General features: G+C 57.8%; 18 protein-coding genes. 7 read left to right on the top strand and 11 right to left on the bottom strand.

Translation table 11 applies throughout. From position 1 onward, the window contains the following. Positions 1 to 7: 7 nt before the first annotated feature. Positions 8 to 1351, bottom strand: a complete 1344-nt coding sequence (locus AAFN47_RS14975) for a FecR family protein (protein ID WP_499810050.1) — start codon at positions 1349 to 1351, stop codon at positions 8 to 10. 37 nt (positions 1352 to 1388) lie between these two features. Further along, positions 1389 to 2693: a hypothetical protein gene (locus AAFN47_RS14970; RefSeq protein WP_499810049.1), complete on the bottom strand. Its 1305-nt coding sequence runs from the start codon at positions 2691 to 2693 to the stop codon at positions 1389 to 1391. A 172-nt stretch (positions 2694 to 2865) separates the two neighbouring features. Between AAFN47_RS14970 and AAFN47_RS14965 the strand changes: the two genes are divergently transcribed. The 4 genes from AAFN47_RS14965 (at position 2866) to AAFN47_RS14950 (ending at position 7943) form a co-directional block, all read left to right on the top strand. Further along, positions 2866 to 5064: a CHASE2 domain-containing protein gene (locus AAFN47_RS14965; protein ID WP_499810048.1), complete on the top strand. Its 2199-nt coding sequence runs from the start codon at positions 2866 to 2868 to the stop codon at positions 5062 to 5064. Between the two features lie 142 nt (positions 5065 to 5206). Further along, complete coding sequence (locus AAFN47_RS14960) at positions 5207 to 5989, top strand: crotonase/enoyl-CoA hydratase family protein (protein ID WP_499810047.1); 783 nt, start codon at positions 5207 to 5209, stop codon at positions 5987 to 5989. Between the two features lie 128 nt (positions 5990 to 6117). Then, positions 6118 to 6624: a TRAP transporter small permease gene (locus AAFN47_RS14955; protein WP_499810046.1), complete on the top strand. Its 507-nt coding sequence runs from the start codon at positions 6118 to 6120 to the stop codon at positions 6622 to 6624. Further along, on the top strand, positions 6621 to 7943 hold the full coding sequence (locus tag AAFN47_RS14950; protein WP_499810045.1) for a TRAP transporter large permease: 1323 nt from the start codon (positions 6621 to 6623) through the stop codon (positions 7941 to 7943). Before AAFN47_RS14955 ends, AAFN47_RS14950 begins: the two co-directional genes overlap by 4 nt. Before the next feature lie 16 nt (positions 7944 to 7959). Here the strand turns inward: AAFN47_RS14950 and AAFN47_RS14945 are convergent, their stop codons facing one another. The 3 genes from AAFN47_RS14945 to AAFN47_RS14935 all read right to left on the bottom strand — a co-directional run bounded on the left by AAFN47_RS14945 (position 7960) and on the right by AAFN47_RS14935 (position 11277). Beyond that, complete coding sequence (locus tag AAFN47_RS14945) at positions 7960 to 9804, bottom strand: feruloyl-CoA synthase (protein WP_499810044.1); 1845 nt, start codon at positions 9802 to 9804, stop codon at positions 7960 to 7962. A gap of 218 nt (positions 9805 to 10022) precedes the next feature. Further along, on the bottom strand, positions 10023 to 10790 hold the full coding sequence (locus AAFN47_RS14940) for an SDR family NAD(P)-dependent oxidoreductase (RefSeq protein WP_499810043.1): 768 nt from the start codon (positions 10788 to 10790) through the stop codon (positions 10023 to 10025). After that, entirely contained in the window at positions 10780 to 11277 is a 498-nt protein-coding gene (locus AAFN47_RS14935; protein ID WP_499810042.1) for a MarR family winged helix-turn-helix transcriptional regulator, read from the bottom strand. The genes AAFN47_RS14940 and AAFN47_RS14935 overlap by 11 nt, the downstream gene beginning before the upstream one ends. Before the next feature lie 111 nt (positions 11278 to 11388). Between AAFN47_RS14935 and AAFN47_RS14930 the strand changes: the two genes are divergently transcribed. Together AAFN47_RS14930 and AAFN47_RS14925 are read left to right on the top strand one after the other, a co-directional pair. Then, complete coding sequence (locus tag AAFN47_RS14930) at positions 11389 to 12423, top strand: isopenicillin N synthase family dioxygenase (protein WP_499810041.1); 1035 nt, start codon at positions 11389 to 11391, stop codon at positions 12421 to 12423. A 149-nt stretch (positions 12424 to 12572) separates the two neighbouring features. Continuing rightward, the gene (locus tag AAFN47_RS14925; protein WP_499810040.1) at positions 12573 to 13757 is read left to right on the top strand and encodes an alpha-hydroxy acid oxidase; all 1185 of its coding nucleotides are present in this window, start codon (positions 12573 to 12575) and stop codon (positions 13755 to 13757) included. Positions 13758 to 13763: 6 nt separating this feature from the next. On the opposite strand, the gene AAFN47_RS14920 is transcribed toward AAFN47_RS14925, so the two are convergent. Further along, positions 13764 to 15227, bottom strand: coding sequence for an ArnT family glycosyltransferase (locus AAFN47_RS14920; protein WP_499810039.1), 1464 nt, complete (start codon positions 15225 to 15227; stop codon positions 13764 to 13766). A 292-nt stretch (positions 15228 to 15519) separates the two neighbouring features. On the opposite strand from AAFN47_RS14920, the gene AAFN47_RS14915 reads away from it, so the two are divergent. Next, a complete protein-coding gene (locus AAFN47_RS14915) occupies positions 15520 to 16788 on the top strand; it encodes an outer membrane protein (protein WP_499810038.1) in 1269 nt (422 codons plus the stop codon). A 74-nt stretch (positions 16789 to 16862) separates the two neighbouring features. Here the strand turns inward: AAFN47_RS14915 and bfr are convergent, their stop codons facing one another. The 5 genes from bfr to AAFN47_RS14890 form a co-directional block, all read right to left on the bottom strand. Next, a complete protein-coding gene (bfr, locus tag AAFN47_RS14910; protein WP_499810037.1) occupies positions 16863 to 17348 on the bottom strand; it encodes a bacterioferritin in 486 nt (161 codons plus the stop codon). After that, positions 17314 to 17625 carry a (2Fe-2S)-binding protein gene (locus AAFN47_RS14905; RefSeq protein WP_258571260.1) on the bottom strand — a complete coding sequence of 104 codons (312 nt, stop codon included), beginning with the start codon at positions 17623 to 17625 and terminating at the stop codon, positions 17314 to 17316. The genes bfr and AAFN47_RS14905 overlap by 35 nt, the downstream gene beginning before the upstream one ends. A gap of 428 nt (positions 17626 to 18053) precedes the next feature. Continuing rightward, the gene (gene hmuQ / locus AAFN47_RS14900; RefSeq protein ID WP_499810036.1) at positions 18054 to 18401 is read right to left on the bottom strand and encodes a heme-degrading protein HmuQ; all 348 of its coding nucleotides are present in this window, start codon (positions 18399 to 18401) and stop codon (positions 18054 to 18056) included. A gap of 24 nt (positions 18402 to 18425) precedes the next feature. Further along, the gene (gene tolA, locus AAFN47_RS14895) at positions 18426 to 19745 is read right to left on the bottom strand and encodes a cell envelope integrity protein TolA (protein WP_499810035.1); all 1320 of its coding nucleotides are present in this window, start codon (positions 19743 to 19745) and stop codon (positions 18426 to 18428) included. A 56-nt stretch (positions 19746 to 19801) separates the two neighbouring features. Further along, positions 19802 to 20209 (bottom strand): ExbD/TolR family protein, encoded by a 408-nt coding sequence (locus AAFN47_RS14890; protein WP_499810034.1) that lies wholly within the window; start codon positions 20207 to 20209, stop codon positions 19802 to 19804. Between the last annotated feature and the right edge of the window lie 3 nt (positions 20210 to 20212).

Genomic DNA, 20212 nt, shown 5'->3' with positions numbered 1-20212 from the left:
TGCAACATCAGTCGGAAGAGCGATTGCGACCGCGACCGAATCCGCCTTCGAAGCGACCGCCGCCGCCGCCGAATCCGTCGAAGCCCCCGAAACCTTCGCCAAATTTACCGCGACGTCCGAAACCGCCTCTCCTGCCGAAACCTTCGCCGTTTGCTTCAAAACCGCCTTCCTGGCTTTGGAAGGTGTTGGGAGCATCATTGGCAGAGAGGCTCGGGACGTCGCTGATGATCACACCGCCATTCCCCTCGTTGCCCTCATTGCCGTAGTTTCCGTAATTACCTTCGTTGCCGTAGTTTCCGTAATTACCTTCGTTGCCGTAGTTTCCGTAATTACCTTCGTTGCCGTAGTTGCCGTAATTCCCTTCATTGCCTTCATTGCCTTCGTTGCCAAAGTTCCCTTCGTTGCCAAAGTTCCCTTCGTTGCCTTCGTTTCCAAAGTTCCCTTCGTTGCCGAAGTTGCCTCCGTTTCCGCCGCCATCGTCCTCGTTGACGGCCTGGGTGTCGAAAAACTCGTCGGCGAACTGATCGTTCAACGGAGAGCCAACATCATCCGGCGTATTGAAATAATCCTGCCCGGAAGCCTCCTCGCCGGAAACGTCGTTGCCGTCATAGGACGGTCCGTCTCCCGGACGCGTGCGCAGATACAGGTTGAGATAGGACAGGATGTCGCCGTTGATCTTGAAGGGACCGATCGGACGCAAACCCGGGCCTGGTACGAACACGCCATAATTCGGCGTCGAAATCGTCTTTTGACCAGCGCTGTTGCCCACCGTGATGATGCCGGTGCGGGTCAGCACATTGGTTCCGTGGCCCGGTCCGCGAAGAACCGCCAGAAAAGCTTTCTCCGGGTCGGCGTTTCCGACCGAAAGGCCGGAAAGCTGCGCAAGGTCGATCGCATCCTTGCCCACGATTCCTTCCATCATGGTGCCGCGGATTCCGATCGTGCCGGATGGAGTGGCGATGTTTGCATTGCTTGGATTTGCCTTGCCGATCTTGCCGCTCATGAAGCGGAAGGCGCCCTTGAGGACCCGACCGCTCATTTCGCCCGCATCGGTGTCCGGATCGAAAACAAATCGGTCGATGACCATTTCGCAGTTTTCACCCACCGTGAAAACGGACTGATCGAGAAGCAATATCTGCAACGCGCTCTGCTGTTTCGTCAGCACCTCGTCCTGCAGAAAGATGCTCTCCTCGACCGTCGCCCGGCGCTCGGCGCCGCCGCTCCGGACGAAGGCCCTGCCTGTAACGGCCGCGCTCACGCCAACCTTAGCTTCGGCAAGAGCGCTGGTCGCGAGACCGGGAAGGCACAGCACTGCGCCCGCCAGCAAACCCAACAAAGCCGTTTTGTACATCCGAAGCATTCGTTTTCCGCTTTCTCCCCGGGCCGCTCTAGTATTCAAACCGTTTGGTCAGCAGAACATCCGCCGAGAGACTGTTTGCGATGTAGTTCGGAATATTGGAGTCCTGGTCCAGGTAATTCACGCCGATCTGGAAATTGATGTCGGCGATGGCTTCCGGGGATTCCAAATTGACAAATTCAAGCAATGTGCCCACTGGCGCGCCGTAAGCGAGACGGGCTTTGAACAGTTCGTCCTGCTGGGCCATGAAGGGTGAATAAATCGGGTTCGCCTGCCGGTAGTCGAGCCAGCGATAGGACACGATGCCCTTGATATATTGCCCGCGTCCGAGAAGCCACGTGTCGCTCAGCACGAGTTCGAGGGCGTCATAGGAGTAGCTTTCGAAAGCGGCGTCCTTGAAGTAGCCATTCACCCTTGCGACCACTTTGTTGGTTTCGCTTGTCAGATAGCTGAAACCGGTCGACGCACGGGTGAGCCAACCATCGCGGGCGCTGCCGGCTGAATCCTCGGAAACCCGGTAATAGTCTTCATAGCCCAGACCTCCGCTGACGAACACATCCAACCGCGGAGTGACTGCGTAGCTGAACTGCAGATTTCCTCCGTACGATGCGCGATAAAGCTGCCCTTCAAGCGATAGGACGTCGGCGAAGCCGTTCGCAGTCACTTCAAGATCGCCGAAGAATAGCGTGGCGCCGAGTTTGGCCCCGCCATCGACGTAGTCCGCTTCAGAGACCTGAAACTGTTCGTTCAGATCGCCGGCGGCTTCAATAAATATGAAATTCCCGGCCCCTCCGGGAATGGTGTGCTCCATGCGAACGCCCGCATTGGCGACGAAGGCGACGTCGGTCTGCGAATTGTTTCCAAGCTGATTGCCGTTCAGGTCGACGACCGATTCCGTCGTCAGGTCCGGATTGCTGTCCACACGAAAACCGGTGGTGACATAGCCGAAGACGCGGGTTGTCTTGGATCTTGAAACGGCCTGCGCCAGATATTTCCTGACTTCCGACTGCTGGCTGGGGCTGAGCGGACGATCCTGAAGCAGTTCGAGTTCCCGCTTCGATCCTTGCATGTCGTCCAGCCGGAACAGAACGATTGCGTAAAACAGCCTCGCGTTATCGTAGTTCGGCTGCAACAGCAGGATGCGCTCGAGCGCGGCGGCCGCCTGTTCGAGATCGCCCTTCACAGCCTGTTGCTGCGCATACTGATAGTTGAGATCGATATTGTCCGGATCGTCCAAAATCTGCTCGTAGGTCACATCTTCCGCGAGCGCCACATTGACGGTTCCCGCCAACAATGCCGCGCAAATCAGGGCGTATTTCGGAAAATCCAGACTCATCCATACTCGCCAAGGGAGAATTAAGGTCCGGTGGACGTTACTGAAGCGAGTATGACAAGTAAAGATTCTGCAATTATGAGAAACTTGGATTTTCTTGAATCTTCGACTTATTCATGCAGATTCAAATGACCTGTGACGAAATTGCCTCAGTTCAAACGGCCTAGAATCGACATTGACCCTATCGAACTTCCGATTTTCCCGGCTGAACGCCGTTTATGCGGGCTTGTTTTCCATGGTCCTGCTGGGTCTGCTCGCCATGTTTGGAACAGAGCGTCTGTCATCTCTTATATTTGACGAATATCAACGCCTGAAGCCGCGTGAATACGCACAGACGCCGGTCCTTGTCGTCGACATCGACGAGGCGTCTCTGGAAGCGTTGGGACAGTGGCCCTGGCCGCGGTCGCAATTGGCCGAAATGGTCAACGTCCTTGCATCGAACGGCGCAGCCGCCATCGGTTTCGACGTCGCATTTCCAGAAGACGACCGGACGTCTCCGTCAAGATCGCTGGAAACCCTGCGAGACCTGGGAGCTGAAATCTCATTTCCGGATGGCGCGCCCGAACTCGATAATGATGTACTTTTCGCAAAAGCGCTGCAGCAGGCGCAGACCGTCATCGGATTCGCCCTCGCCGGCGATTTCGTTTCAAAGATACCGGAACCGAAAACCGGATGGGCCTGGCTCGGCCCGGACCCCCGGGACGTCCTGCAAAAATATCATGGCAGCATGGATGTGCTGCCGCTTATCGAGGAAGCAGCGCAAGGCCTGGGGTTCTTCAGCTTTCCCCCAACGTTCGACGGCGTTGTGCGTAAGGTGCCGATCATCGCCGTGTCGGAGGAGAACACTTATCCCAGCCTGGCTATGGAAACTTTGCGTGTCGCGCAACAAGCCTCCAATTACACTGTCAAGAGCACGGGCGCCAGCGGCGAAGCCGATACGGGACTGCCTGCGGTCGTCAGTGTGAAAGTCGGGGACTACATCGCGGAAACGGATGCGGACGGCAGTCTCTGGATCTACTATAGCGGCCGCGCAGGCGACAACACTCTGTCGGCGAAAAGTCTTCTTGATGGCTCTCTTGATCCGCAGCAACTCCAGGACCGTATCGCTTATCATATCGTGCTGATCGGCACGAGCGCCCTTGGCCTGCGGGATCTGGTGACGACCCCCCTCGCGTCCGGCTATCCCGGCGTCAACGTACACGCCGAGATCATCGACCAGATCATGTCCGAAACATTCCTGCACAGGCCGGACTACATGACAGGAATGGAATATGCCCTGGCGCTGATCGCGATTATTTTTATGGTCGTCGCCGTCAGGCCCGGGCGTTTTACGATCAGCGCCGTTCTGGCGATGCTCATGGTCGCCGGCGCCATTGGCCTGTCCTGGCACATGTTCGCAGAGCGACATATTCTGCTTGATCCCATTCCGCTGCTTTTTGCGATCCTGGTCAGCTATTTTTCGATCACGTTGCTGCAATATCTCGGCAGCGAGCAGGAAAAACGCTTCATCCGCAGCGCCTTTGGCCGCTATCTCGCGCCATCGCTAGTCGAGCGGCTGACGGAAAATCCGAGCGCGCTCAATCTTGGCGGGGAAACCCGGGAACTGACTTTGCTGTTCTGTGACATCCGGGGATTTACGACGATCTCCGAGGCGCTGAGCCCGCAGGAGCTGACCCAACTGTTGAACAATTTCCTGACGCCGATGACTGACGAATTGCTGAAATCCGAAGCGACGATCGACAAGTATATGGGCGATGCGATCCTGGCGTTCTGGAACGCGCCTTTGACCGTCGAGAACCACCGAGCAGCGGCGCTGGGAGCGACCGTGCAGATGGCGAACCGTCTCGACGCACTTAATGCTGAAAAGGGTTACGGTCTCAGGATGGGCGTCGGCTTGCACACCGGCCAATGTCTGGCCGGCAATCTGGGCTCAACGCAACGCTTTAGCTATTCGGTCATCGGCGACGCCGCCAACGTGGCCTCGCGGATCGAAGGCATAACCAAATATTACGGCCTGATGCTTCTGTTCGAACAATCGCTTCTCGAAGGAGAGACGACTATTCCCGAAGGTCATCGGGCGCTCGAGGTTGATCGGGTGCGCGTGGTCGGTCGCGACAACCCGCTTGTCCTCTATACGTTGATCGAAAAGAGCGCACTGAACGACGAGACCGCATTTTTCGAAACACATGACGCTTTTCTCGCAGCTTACCGCGGGGGACGCTTCGAGGAAGCCCAGGAAACCGTTTCCCGCCTGGCCGGCATGGCGCCGGATCGCATCAGGCCGATGTATGAGACATTCGCCAAACGTCTTTCCGGCTTTATCGCCACGCCGCCGCAAGTCTGGGACGGTGTGTTCGATTTCACCGAGAAATAGCGACGCGCGCGGGCTGGACCTTGGCGTCAATATTGTTGTAAGGGGGAACTGTTTACTGGAGTAACAAATTTTGCCGCGACTGGTCAGTCGCCGGCTTGATGGCTTTTTCTCCGAAAAGCAGGGTGGAGTGAAATACCAACAAATGCAGAAAGCAAGCGAAGCTCAGAATATCCTGTCCATAGAACAGGACGGGCCGACCGCCATACTGACAATGTGTCGTCCGGAACGACGCAACGCCATGAACGACGGCCTGCTTGAGAAACTGGATGATTTTTTCTCCAACCCGCCCGAGGGCGTGCGTGCGGTCGTTCTTACCGGCAGCCATGGTCATTACTGTTCGGGCCTCGATCTGTCGGAGCACGTGCAGCGCAGCGCAGAAGATACGCTCCACCACTCGCGAAACTGGCATCGGGTTATGGACGTCATCCAGTCCGGAGGTCTCCCGGTCGTCTCGGCAATGTTCGGCGCCGTAATTGGCGGTGGTCTGGAACTCGCCACATCCACCCATGTGCGTATTGCCGAACCATCGACGATCTACCAGTTGCCGGAAGGTCGGCGCGGCATCTTTGTCGGCGGCGGCGCGACCGTGCGCGTCGGCCGGATACTCGGCGCCGACCGGATGACCGAAATGATGCTCACCGGCCGCAAGTACAATGCGGAAGAAGGGCTCGACCTGGGCCTCAGCCACTACCTCGCCGAAGAAGGCAAGGCGCTGGAAAAAGCCGTGGAACTCGCCGGCAAGATCGCGAAAAACGCATCGCTGTCCAATTATTTCATGATCAACGCCATCAGCCGCATCAACGACATGAGCAGGGCTGACGGCCTGTTCGTCGAAAGTTTGAGCGCCGCGCTGTCCCAGACAGGATCGGACGCCGAGGAAGGTCTGAAGGCGTTTCTGGAAAAACGCGCGCCGGTATTCCGATAGCCGACAACGTCCGCTCCGCGTTTCCGCCGAATATGCCGCAATCAACACTTGCTACGGTCCGTAACCTCTGGTCATAGTCCGCCACAATTCGTATTCCGGTAGTTGATTAACAGGATCACGACGAACGCATGCACCGCACCTTGGACACAGTCGTCGACTTTCTCGCCAGATACACGGCGCTCGCGGGCGGTCTGGTGCTGATCGCCGTTGTCTTGATGGCGTGTGTCAGCATCGCCGGCCGCGCCATGATCGGCGTCGGCCTGGGACCGGTTCCGGGGGATTTCGAACTGGTCGAGATCGGCGTCGGCTTCGCGGTGTTCTGCTTCCTGCCGTGGTGTCAGTTCAAGAGCGGCCACGCCCGCGTCGATCTGTTCAAGCCAGTCTTCGGCGATGCGTTCAACCGGTTCATCGACTTCGTCGCCAACCTGTTGATGCTGATCGTCGCGTTCCTGATCGCCTGGCGACTTTGGCTCGGCATGCTCGACAAGAAGAGCTATCTGGAAACCACGTTCATCCTGCAGTTCCCGGTATGGATCGCCTACGCCGCAGGGCTTGTGGGAGCCGTGGTCTTCGTTGTTGTTTCCGCCTACTGCCTGCTCAGAACGCTTTTCGATCCCGCGGAGCGCCAGCCATGACGAATTTCGAAATCGGGCTCTGGTCGTTCCCCGTTCTGCTCGCCTTGATATTCCTGCGTATCCCGATCGCCATCGCGATGCTCGTCGTCGGCTTCGGGGGCAACTATCTGGTGACAGGCTCCACGGGCATGGTGTTTTCGCAACTCAAGCACACTACCTACGGCACCTTCTCCAGCTATTCCTTTTCCATTATTCCGCTGTTTTTGCTGATGGGGCAGTTCGCGACCCTCGGCGGCATGTCGGCTGCGCTCTTCAAAGCCGCTGAAAACTGGCTGGGGCACAAACGGGGCGGCGTCGCCATGGCCGCTGTCGGAGCCTGCGCCGGTTTCGGCGCCATCTGCGGCTCATCGCTGGCAACAGCCGCCACCATGGGACAGGTCGCCTTGCCCGAACTGCGCAAATACGGCTATTCAGGACCACTTGCGACCGGTGCGCTGGCGGCAGGCGGCACGCTTGGCATCCTCATTCCACCCTCCGTCATTCTGGTCATCTACGCCATTCTGACGGAACAGAATATCGCGAAACTATTCGCGGCAGCCTTCATACCGGGCATTTTGGCCGCGATCAGCTATATGATCGCCATTTCAATCTACGCGCATTTAAGCAAGGATTCCGGACAGCTTCGGGAGAGGCTGCCCTACGGTGATCGGTTGAAGTCGCTGATTCCGGTCTGGCCGGTCATGCTGATATTCCTGCTGGTGGTGGGCGGCATCTACGCTGGCATATTCACGCCGACGGAAGCCGCTGCGGTTGGCGCCGCAGGCACGGGCGTCGTCGCCGTCCTGGCCGGCGGCATGACCTTCAGCAAGCTTAAGGAAGCGATTTTGTCGACGGCCAACACCACGGCCATGATCTTCCTGATCATACTGGGCGCCGGCTTCTTCAACAGTTTCCTGGCGCTGACGCAACTACCCCAGGAGATGGCGGCCTTTGTCGCCGAGCAGAGCTTCAGCCCCTGGCTTGTGCTGTTTCTTGTACTTGTGCTCTATCTCGTCTTCGGCTGCGTCATGGACAGCCTGTCCATGGTTCTGCTGACAGTGCCGATCTTCTTCCCGATCATGATCGCGCTCGATTTCGGCCTCTCGCCGGACGATTTCGGTTTGTGGTTCGGCATTCTTGTGCTGATCGTCGTCGAGGTCGGGCTGATCACGCCGCCGGTGGGCATGAACCTGTTCGTCATCAACGGCATGGCGCCAGAGATCCCGATCGGTCAGACCTTCCGCGGCGTTCTTCCTTTCGTTATCACCGACATCGTTCGGGTGGCCATTCTCGCGGCCTTTCCGGCTATCACACTGGGTCTCGTCTGGCTCATGTATTGACAGCCGACGAGCACGCTCAGGCTTCAATCACGTCCGGCCGTCCATCATAAAGCGCGTCAACAAGCTCCGGTCGGTTGCGCAGAACCGCACGCTGGTTGATCGATCCCTTGTCCGTCAGTTCGCCCTTGTCGAGGTCCGGCGGATCGGCCATAGCAATCATGCTCATGATGCGCGTTGAGGAGCCTGTCGCGGATTTCGCGAGGCCAGTCAGCTTTTCCTGAAACGCAGCGCGCGCGATATCGCTGTCGAGAACTTCCGCAAGGCTTTTGCCCTCGAAATGGTCGGAAGCAAGCTCCCGGACATGCTGTTCATGGGGAATGGCGAGCGCTGCAAGGTAATGGCGGTTTTCGCCGACGATGACCACGTCCTTCACCAGCCCGGAGAAATGATCGATAAAGCCCGCCCGGAGAGCGCCGACAGCCACCCAGGTTCCGGTCGACAGCTTGAAGTTTTCCGCAATCCGCCCGTCGAAGAAGAAGCCCTTGGTAAAATTTTCGGGATCGGCCGGACGCAACGCGTCGCCAAGACAATAGAAACCTTCCTCGTCGAAGGCCTTCTTTGTCTGTTCCAGGTCATTGAGATAGCCCGGTGTTATGGACGGCCCTTTGAGACGCGCTTCCAGCTTGTCCTCGTTGGGAACGAGCTTCAAGACAAGTCCGCGGGAAGGAACGCCGATATTGCCGGCGGATTCCTGCGCCTCCATGCACATGAGCGCGAAAGGCGCGGTCTCGGTTGCGCCCAGTCCGGCGGCCAGCAACACGTCGTGACCGGTCGTCTTTCTCGCAAGTTGCTTTAGCTTGTCCCAGGTGTGCTGGGCCATTCCGGCGCCCGCATACATCATCATGCTCAGATCACGGAAGAAACTGGCGCAAAGCGCATCGTCCGCTTCAAAAGCCTTGGCGAGCATGTCGTAGCCGACCGGAACATTGAAGTACCATGACGGCGAGATTTCCTTAAGGTTCCGGATCGTTTCCTGAATGCCGACAGGCGTGGGCTTGCCGTCGTCGATGTAGAAGGTGCCCCCGTGATACAGGATCATGTTGAAAACCTTGTTGCCGCTGGCTGTATGGTTCCAGGGCGCCCAGTCGACGACAACCGGCGGCCATTCTCTCAGAAACGTATAGCAATCGGCGACCATCACCTGATTTGAGGTCATCATCCGTTGCGTGTTGATGACTCCCTTCGGACTGCCGGTGGAGCCGGAGGTGAAGAGATATTTGGCGACGGTGTCAGCATTGACGGCGCGACAGGCGTCTTCGGCTTCTTGTGACGCCTCTGTCTTAAGGACGTCGTCAAAAAGCACGCTATCGCCGCCAGACGGCCCCGGTTCGCAGACAACAAGATGCATTCCGGGTTTGAGGATCGCCTTGATGGCGGCTGCGAATTTTTCGCCGTCGTCGGCAAAGACAAGGCCAGGCTGAAGATTGGCGACGAGATCCGAAAGCTTGCCGTGGTCACTGGAAATCAGGGAATAGGCCGGCGAGACAGCCGCCGACGGAATGCCGACATATTGCGCGCCCAGCGCCATCAGCGCGTGTTCTATGCTGTTTTCGGACAGAATGAGAACCGGCCGTGATGCGTCAAGGCCAATCGACAGCAGGTAGCTGCCGATGGAACGGACAGCCGCCAGTGCATCGCGGTAGTTGATTTTCCGCCAGTCGCCGCCTTTCACGCGACGCGCAAGGTATGTCCTGTCCGGTTGCTCTTCAGCCCATCGCAGGAGACAATCCGTCATCTTCTCGGGATATGAATCCAGCGGCTCCGTCTGCTCCATGAGTATAGAGCCGTCGCTTCGTTCCTCGATCCTGAATTCGGGCTTCCATGGCGTAAACGACCGACGCGGCTTTTCCGGTTGCAACATTATCCTCCCATAATGGTCTGTGACCACAACTCCATCCCGATATTGCCACGGGAAGTCCCGTACTGTCTACATTGAAACAGTTCGGTGATAGAACTAATATTCCGTTTCCGATGGGAACCGGACGGTCGATCTCGACAGCTTCAAGGCTTTCGTTTTGGCGCTGGTTTCGATCCACTTGCGAACGCTAAAACGCACGTTCGACGCTTTCCTGGTATGCGTCAGCGCGGCGCCATGCGAATGGCGCCGTCCAGCCGGATAACCTCGCCGTTCAGCATCGAATTCTCGATGATCGATCGCGCGAGCATCGCATATTCCACCGGCAGACCCAGGCGCGAAGGAAACGGAACCTGCGCGCCAAGCGACGCCTGAACTTCGTCCGACAGACCCGCCAGAAGCGGCGTCAGGAAGATGCCAGGCGCAATCGTCATGACCCGGACGCCAGAAGCTGCAAGATCGCGCGCCATCGGCAGCGTCATGCCGACAATGCCGCCCTTGGACGAGGAATAGGCGACCTGCCCTATCTGCCCGTCATAGGCGGCGACTGAAGCGGTGTTGATGATAACGCCGCGCTCTCCGTCCTCGTTCAACGGCTCTGCTTCGGCCATGCCGGCGGCCGCCCGCGAGGCGCAAAGAAACGTCCCCATCAGATTTATGCGTATGACCTTCTCATAGAGCGAAAAATCGTGAGGCTGCCCCTTGGAGACCGTCTTCATCGCTCCGCCGATACCAGCGCAATTGACGAATATGTTTTCCTGCCCCTGGGCGGCCCGCGCCGCCTTGAATCCCGCTTCCACGCTTTCAACGTCGCTGACGTCGACCTTGATGAATTCGCCGCTGATTTCCGCGCCCAGCGCCTTCCCCTTCTCTTCGTTGAGGTCGAAAAGGCAGACCTTGGCGCCGCTACCGGCGAGGTTGCGCGCAACCGCCTCGCCCAGTCCCGAAGCGCCGCCCGAGACAATGGCCTTTGTACTTGAATCAATCCTCACCCTGATTTCCTCCCTTATCCACCATGTGAATCCGGCGCAGCAGCGCCATCAATGCCTTCCTGTCGTTCTGACTCAGGTCCGACAGGATCCGGTCTTCATGATCGGCGATCCTCTTGATGGCCTTTCGGTAGAGCGCCTTTCCCGCATCAGTCGCCGCCAACGCATAGGCGCGGCGGTCGCCAGGCGCTCTCTCCCGCACGACGAGTCCGCGCTCCTCCAGCTCATCCACTATGACGACCGTTCCCGACCGTTCGATGCCGAGCGTGCGCGCCACCTCGATCTGGCTGATATTCGGGTTTTCGATTACCAGAGACAGAACGGAAAACGTCCGCTGGCGCAATTCGAATTCGGCGAGGTTCTGCTTCAGATCCTGATAGAACAACATGTAGGCGCGCTTCATGTTGTAGCCGATCAGTCCAAGGAGATCGGCCTGGCCGATTTCCCCGTCAGAATCTTCCTCGCCCGCATTAACGTCCGTTTGATTCACGACTACCCCCGCGCATCGTTGCTAATTGTTCTATATGGTAACAATCCCGTGATGTAAATCTCGCCAGCCCCGTGCAACGCTCGGTCTGTCTATTGACAGGCACTGGAGCGTATGATCACGCTTTCGATCGAATTTTCCAGACTGGAGCGCCTGATGTCCAAAGCCTTTCCCGTATTCGATCTTGCAGCCTTCGAGACAGCGGATCCGCAAACGAGAAAGACGCTTGGCGAGGATGTGGACCGGATTTGCAGTGAGACCGGATTTCTGGCCGTCGGCAATCATGGCGTCCCGCAGGAAATCATCGACGCAGCGTGGGGCAAGGCGCATGAATTCTTCGACCTTCCCGCCGAGGTGAAACAACAGGCGCGCGCACCCTATGACGGCTATCCATATGGCTATCTGGGACCGGAAAAGGAGGCGCTCGCCAAATCGCGCGGAGACGACACGCCGCCGGACCTGAAAGAAAGTTTCAATGGCGGACCGCTCGCGACGCCAGCGGATGTTTCCGATCCCGACGCCTTGTCCTTCTGTTACGCAGACACGATCTGGCCTGGCGAACCTGATGGCTTCGTGGACGCCTGGAAGACCTATTACCGGTCGATGGAGGATCTGGCGTCTCGCATCATGAAGGTGTTCGCCGTAGCGCTGAATCTGCCGGACGACTTCTTCGAATCCTTCATCGATGAACCGATAAGCGCCCTACGGGCGCTCAACTATCCGGAACAGACCAAGGCTCCGGAAGCCGGCCAGCTTCGCGCCGGCGCCCATACTGACTACGGCAGTCTGACTATACTGCTGCCGCAGGCGGGCTCGCGGGGTCTCGAGATCCTGTCTCCGGAGGGCGTCTGGATCGCCGTGCCGCCGGTGCCGGGCGCCTTTGTCATCAATATCGGCGACCTCATGGCGCGATGGACAAACGACCGTTGGGTCTCGACGCTGCACCGCGTCGTCAATCCGCCGCCGGAGGAAGGCGGCATGGATCGCAGGCAATCCTTTGCATTCTTCCACCAGCCCAACTGGGCGGCGTCGATCGAGTGTCTGGAATCCTGCCGCGCAGAGGACGGAGAAGCGAAATACGCGCCGGTGCTGTCCGGCCCCTATCTCATGTCAAAATTCCAGGCGACGACAGTGTCAAAGGCTTCGTGATCCTTTAACGCTAAGCGCAATCGAATCATTGTGTTCGCAGCATATGTTGCGCATTTGATTTACCGGCCGCTTCCGCTTGTAACAACGCTCTGCGTGACTATGATGGCGCGACCTGCCGGCGCCATCGCCACCCTCTCTGGAGACACTAAATGAGTCCTGTCCTCGAAATCGCCGATCTCAAGCGAATCGCGCGGCGGCGCGTCCCCAAGCTGTTTTTCGACTATGCGGATTCCGGATCCTGGACAGAAAGCACCTACGCGGCGAATGAAGCCGATTTCCGGGAGATCAAGCTACGGCAACGCGTCGCTGTCGACATGACGAACCGCTCGGTAGCGACGAAAATGATCGGCCGCGACGTTTCGCTTCCGATCGCGCTTGCCCCGACAGGTCTGTGCGGCATGCAACGGGCCGATGGCGAAATCCTGGCGGCCAAGGCGGCGGAGGAGTTGGGTATCCCCTTCACGCTGTCAACGATGAGCATATGTTCAATCGAGGATGTCGCCGAACACACCAAGGCGCCGTTCTGGTTCCAGCTTTATGTCATGCGCGACAGGGACTTCGCCCGGAGTCTTATCGATCGTGCGCGGGCCGCCGGTTGTTCCGCCCTTGTGCTGACCCTCGACCTGCAGATCCTGGGGCAGCGCCACAAGGACCTGCGCAACGAATTGACCGCGCCTCCGCGGCTGACGCCCAAGCATCTTTGGCACATGGCGACCTCGCCCTACTGGGTCGCAGCCATGGCGAAAACAAACAGACGCACTTTCCGCAACATAGTCGGCCACGCCCAGGGCGTCTCCGACTTGTCCGCCCTGCACAGCTGGACCGCCGAGCAGTTCGACCCGAAGCTGTCATGGGACGATGTCAAATGGATCAAGGATTATTGGGGCGGGCCGCTCATCCTGAAAGGCATTCTCGACCCGCAAGACGCCAGGATGGCGGTCGATACGGGCGCGGAAGCCATAATCGTCTCCAACCACGGAGGACGCCAACTCGACGGCGCCGCGTCTTCCATCCGGGTCCTTCCGGAAATTGTGGAGGCCGTCGGCGACAGGATCGAAGTGCATTTTGATGGCGGCATCCGTTCCGGCCAGGACATATTGAAGGCGAAATGCCTTGGCGCGAAAGCCACCTATGTCGGACGCCCGTACCTCTATGGGCTCGGCGCTTTCGGCAAGGAGGGTGTCCACAAGATGTACGACATCCTGAAGAAGGAACTCGACATCACCATGGCGCTGTGCGGAGAGCGCGACTTCGAGAATACGGGCCGGCACAACCTTTACTCGGTGTTCGGAGAAAAGGTCGATCACAGTTCCCCGGCTGGTTCAGCAGCCTGAAAAAGGCTATTGCTGATTTGACATCCCGGCCCGGACAAACGCCGCGGTAAACGGACGCGCGTCGCCGCGGAAACGGTAGGCAGCCGAAAAGGACGTCTTGTCGCCAGGCGCGTATACGTCTTTGAACTGTTCGTTGAACGCCCTCGCCGTCGCACCCGCAAAAGGACTGTTTTCCGGGCTCCAGACAAGAACGAATTCGTCGGGCAGTTCGAAACCGCGCGGAATGCGGTCGGGCGTAAGAACCGTCCATCCAGGCTGCTCATAGGCGATGTTGCCGGCAAGCCAGCCATTGTAGGAATAGACGAAGCGCGCCTGCGGGTATTCTTCTGCGATCCGCTCCGTCAAGGCCGCGATCGGAGCAGCGCTATAGGAGGGCTTGCGCGGCGTCCCGTAAAGCATGTTCACCGGCAGCGCCACGAGCACAACGAGGGCCAACACGGCGACGATCTGCGCCAGGCGGATGTGTCCAAGAGCTTTCAATCTGGGTAGCGTCCACAACACAAGAGCCGGCGCTGCAAGCACAAGGACCGGCTGCAGCCAGCGATCCTTCACGTTGGTTACGCCGGAAAACAGCACCAGGGCGAGCGTCAGCGCCGCAGCGATAATGACCATTCTGACGAGAAGCTTCAGCAAGAGCGTCGGCTCAGCCGCATCACCTTCCGGCCGTACCCCGTATCGCAGACGCAGCAGGCCAAGCACGACCAGGGCCAGAATCAGGAACAGAGCCGTCGCCAGAAAATATTCCGATACTCCGGAAAGAGCGGTCGAAAGCACCCCGTGATCCTGCTCGATATCAAATTTCCGGGTGGACGAGAGCGCCAGATCGCGGTTTGCAAGCATCCATGCAGCCGGTTTGAGGAGAACCAGCGCGGCGACGAGACCGCTGACGGCCAGCCGCCAATTGGCGACGGTCGCACGCATTTCCGGCAAAGAGAGGCCGGCGAACAGCAGCGCCACCGGAATCATCACATAGTTGAACTTCGACAGGCACCCCAGCCCAACGGCAAGCCCGAACAGGACGTACCAAAGAAGACTGCGCCGCTCATTGAGAAACCAGAATATAAGCGCCGTCACCATCACCGATGTCGTCGCCATGACGGAATGAGTCAGCGCGCGCTGACTTTCCCAGGCGATTTGAGGCAGCAACAAGAGCGAAATCGTCGCAAGGCCCGCCTGGGTCCGGTCGAAGGTCGTGCGCAGCAGCGCGTAGAGGCTGAGATAGGTCAGGCACAAAAGGGCGTTCTTGAGAAGCGACAGCGAAAAGACGCTTTCCCCGATGACAAGAAAGACCGTGTGCTGCAGCCAATTGAATAGAGGCGGCTGCGGTCCGTAACCCCAGGCGTATTCCCGCGAATCAAGAATAGCCTGCGCCTCGTCCAGACCCAGTGCGCCGCCTATCAGAGTGCGCAGCAGAACCTGCGCTGCGAAATAGCCAATAATGATGATAGGCCATGAACGATCGAGCCGCATATCGTGTCCGCTTGTTTCCCGTCCCTGCCGCCTAACTAGCTTGCGGTCAGGTCTCTGGCAAGCGCCGGATCAAGTTCTGGAGAGCCGAAACGCGGCAAGCGGCGCCGGTTTCTCATTAGTGGGAAATCGCATTTGATAATTTGTTAACCACGAATAATCATAGACAGATTCGAGATTGATGCGGCTTTGCTCGGCTCTGTTGCAAAGCAGCAACAAATGGTTGTTCCAACGTTAATTGTTTGAGAGTAAATGGGGAGACAGATTATTTATTTCCTTTGAAGGAGTGGGATAGATGAAAAGAACACTGGCAGGTTTCGCCGCAGCGCTCGCACTAACAAGTTCGGCCTATGCAGCAGACCTCGTCGTTCCGGTTGTCGAGCCGGCGCCTGTCGGCGTCAACATGTACAACTGGACAGGGTTCTACGTTGGTCTCGGCGGCGGCACCTCCAACAGCGTTGCGGAACTCGGCAGCCCGGTGCTCGGCAACGCCAGCCTGAACGGCATCGGCGGCTGGGGCGTTTTCGGTGAAGCGACCGTCGGTTACGACTACATGTTCCAGAACCGAATGGTTCTCGGCGTTTTCGGCACGGCCCGCTACGGCTACTCCGGTCCCAAGCTCGACGTTCCCGCTCTTGGCTTTAGCGCAGAAGCAACCGCCGATTACGGTTTTGACGCGCTGGCCCGTCTCGGATACGCCGTCACCCCGGGCACGCTCGCCTATGTCCTTGGCGGATACAGCTGGCAGCACTTCGACCTGTCCAGCAGCCCCAGCGTCCTGTCAGCCGACTGGGACAGCAACGGCTGGGTCGTTGGCGTCGGTGTCGAGACCGTCCTGAACAACAAGTTCACGATAAAGTCCGAGTACCGCTACAACCAGTATGGCACGTACAGCCCCATGGGGCCGTTGCTGAACGTCGATACGTCCATGCACACGTTCCACACGTCCCTGGTCTACCGCTTCAACGGCGGCTATACAGGTCCCGCAATGACGCCGGTCGAATTTGACTGGAGCGGCGTAAAAATCGGCGCGGCCTTCGGCGGCGGCGTGCTCAATCACGACACCTCGGTTCTGGGCGGAGCCGCTTCGCTTGACAGTCTTGCCGGCCAGGGCGTGTTGGGCGATGTCACGCTTGGGTACGACTACCAGTTTGCAAACAATGTCGTCGCCGGTGTGGTCCTCGGCGCACGCTATACAAGCATCTCCTCTGACGCCGGCGTCGCGGGCTTCAGCGGTTCGGTAGACGCCGACTACGGCTTCGATGCAATGCTGCGCCTCGGCTACACGTTTGGCTCGCCCTCGACCCTCGCCTACGTGATCGGTGGTTACAGCTACCAGCACTTCGATCTCAGCACCACGCCCAACGTGTTGTCCTATGATTGGGGCGCAAGCGGCGCTACGCTCGGCACCGGCCTTGAAGCCGCCTTCAATGATCGGCTGACCGGCTTCCTCGAATACCGTTACACCTGGTACGAATCCGAAGATTTCGGGAGCGGCGGACTGGTCGAGGTCAGTCCCACTGACCACACTTTCCGCGTTGGTTTGAAATACAAGCTTTTCTAGGCTGCTGAAATACGGACATTAAAAAACCGGCTTCCCTGGGAGCCGGTTTTTTGTTTCGGTTTGTTCCCGTGGGATCAGTCCGCATCCTCCGCAGACTGCGCATTCAGCAAACCGTAGTTCTTTTCTCCGATGGATTCATACAGATCGATCTGGGTTTCCAGAAAATCGATATGTCCTTCCTCGTCCGTCAGCAGTTCCTCGAAAAGAGCCATCGAAACGTAGTCGCCGAGTTCCCTGCAGATCTCGCGAGATTCCTTGTAGGCGGCGCGGGCGTCATACTCGCCCGCCAGATCCGCTTCCAGAACTTCCTTCACGTTCTGACCGATGCGCAATGGCGCAACGTTCTGAAGATTGGGATGTCCTTCCAGGAAGATGATGCGATCGATCAATCGATCGGCGTGGTTCATCTCTTCAATGGATTCTTCGCGCTCTTTCTTTGCGAGCTTCTTGAAGCCCCAGTCGTCGCAGAGTCGATAATGCAGCCAATACTGATTGACGGCGCCGAGTTCGAGGAACAGCGCCTCGTTAAGCCGCTCGATTACCTTTTCGTGGCCCTGCATTGAATTCTCCCAAATAGTGATTGCGCAATCTGATCAGTTTCTCCCGGAACACAATCAGATCCGCGCCGCTGTTCTGGGCGTGCGCGTGATACTGCTCGGTCGTCCGGATGATGATATCAACCACATTGGGGAAGCACCGGCAACACTTACCGCGCTTCTCGAGAGCATGGTAAACCTTGATCGGAACGATCAATTGCCAGCAATCTTCGTCGAGAAGTCGCCAAACCGTCTCTTCGATTTCACGTTCAGTAATGATGTTGCAGTGACAGGTAATCATACTCGTTCGTACATTTCTGCTGGGTCAGGCAATAAAACCCTAGCCTCGCCTTCGCAAAGAAAAATGATAAGCGCGCAAAGAATTGTCAATAACAAATGTCAAATTATTCTGTAAAAACAATAGTTTAGAATAATTCTAATTCTAAATTGATTTCAAACTTGCGGCGTATGCCTCCAGCGCAATCCGAGTTTTATGAATCTGAACCTGAAAAAGCAGGTTATCATAGGCTCCGCGGCGTCGAAATCTAGAGTAAAAACCTCAATAATATTATATACTTGTCTTAAATCGCGCGGTTTTATCTCACCGATTTTCGCCGAAAAAACCTGTTGAAATTTTCGTTACCAAGGCCTGCAGAATGCCCGATCCCGCATGCCGGGTGGAATCACGGCCCAAACCCGCATGAGGTGTATTCGTCTTTGCCAATCAATTTACGCCTTGGCGCCTGCTAGCTCAGATTTCAGCCATGTGCCTTCAACTGTCTCAAATGTCTCGAGTTCCGGGTGGCCCAGATAGGACACTCTGGTCTGGCCGGCGTTGGCGTGCGATCGGCGGAACTGTTCGGATTTTGTCCAGGCGACGAAGTTGTCCCGACTCTCCCACAGTGTATGAGAAGCGAACAGCGTGTAGCCGCCCTCCTCGTTGACAGGTCCGCGAAGCAACTGGAATTCGATGAACCCCTCCAGTTCGTCAAGCCTGCTTTCGCGATTTCGCCAGACGTCTTCGAATGCTTCCTCGGAACCTGTCTTTACCTTGAATCGATTCATTACAACGTACATCAACACTACTCCCTGGATACGTACTCAACGGGGTCTGAACTCAAGCGGGACCGTAAATTGCCAACTGTTGCGATTGGTCCCGGGTGGGAATTTCGGGAACGGCGCAGCCCGCCTGACCGCATCGAGCGCGCGCGCGTCGATTTGGCTGGATCCCGATCCACGGACGACTCTGACAGACGCCAGACCGCCGCTGGATGTGACGCTGAAGCGCACCGTGACGACAGATCGGCGAGAAAGATTGCGAGGCGTTCTGACGCTGCGCATGATCTTCCGGCGCACCTTACCCGCATAATTGGCGATCGCCGCATTGCCTGACGGTCCCAGATTCTTACCTGCGCGGTCCTCGCCCGTCACCTTTTGCCCCTTGCGGGCGTTCGCGCTGTTCTGTCCGCTTTTCCCGCTCTTCTTGCGAGTCGGCTTTGTCACCTTCTTAGGAGGATCCGGACGCGCGGCAGCCGCAGCAGCAATTTCCTGGCGGCGCTGCTTGATTTCTTCTGGCATCTCCCTCGGCACCGGAATCTCAGTGACGTTTTCATGCGTCTCGCTGCGCTCCGGCTGAAGTACTTCCGGCGCGGCGCGCTCAACAGGATCGACGCTGGCGACCTCCACCGGCTTCACGGAATTTTGCTGATCCACAATTTTCGCCTGGAGCGACTCGACGGCTTCATCAGGCGCCTTTTGCTGTGATTGCTCTGCAGTCTCTTTTTGTCCCTGTTCAACCGGGTTTTTCTGTTCAACTGGCTTCACAGGCGCCGTTGGTTCGACAGCCTCGGTATCAGCGCGTTCCTGCTGACGTTCCGTCGTCTCGGCTTCCACCTTCCGGGTCTCCGGTGGCGGGGTCATCTCCTCGGCGGGCTTTTCGGTCACTTCCGCGGGTTTTTCCGGATCTTGCAGAGTGCTGGCGTCATCCGATTGCAGGCGAGCAGTTTCCACCGCATCGGGGCGCGGCGACTCGGTTTGAGCAATCTGTTCCGCTAGTTCGGCCGGCGCCGTCTCGTTGTCCACCTCGCTTGCGGCAAGCAGCGGCGATGCGGTTTCACTTTGCGGAATTGCTATTGTACGCGCCTGGGCCGGCGACGGCGCCGTTTGAGACAGGGTGATGGGGGCAACGCTTTCAACAGGCCGCGCGGTATTGGCCGTTGCAACAGGAGCAACCTTGGCGGACTGCACTGGCTGCGGGTTTTGTTTGACAGCCTGCTCTGATGTCTCCTCGACGACCTCCTCCACCTCCTCGCCTTCCGCCAGAGCATCAAACTGGACATCGCTCACGAACACCATGGCGGCATTGCTCACACCAGCTTCGAGGATCGGTTCATCATTGTCCTGCATGGCGATATCCACCATGCCGTGAATCGCCAGCGACACCACAAGAGCCAGAGCAAAATGCCACCAGCGCAATGTCAATTCATCTTCCTTTCCGTAATCACGGTTATCTTGCCGGCCCCGGCAGCGCGAAGACGATCGATCGCATCGATAAGTTGGATTGCCGGCAGCGTGCTATCGGCGGCGATTTGGGCGTGCAGGCCGGTTTCATCCACAGCGGCGCCCGTATCTTTCAGCCTGGCCACATAATTCTCGACTGTGATCGTCTTGCCCTCATAAATGAGTTCCGCCTCTGCGGTAATGAACAGGGCGCGCGGCGGTTCCACAGGTCGTGAATCGGACGTCTCGATCAGATCGATGTCCTCCATAGGCGGAGCAAGCGTGCCCGCGATCAGGAAAAAGATCAGCATGAGAAACACGATATTGATCAGCGCGATCGTGTTCTCTTTCTGAGGCTTTTCGGCTGGTCGCGGCAATGTCAGCATCGG

Source organism: Hoeflea sp. CAU 1731 (assembly GCF_039888615.1).
In the GTDB taxonomy this organism is placed as follows: domain Bacteria; phylum Pseudomonadota; class Alphaproteobacteria; order Rhizobiales; family Rhizobiaceae; genus Flavimaribacter.
The sequence above is the reverse complement of the archived record's forward strand: the minus strand, read 5'-3'. Positions and strand labels throughout refer to the sequence as shown.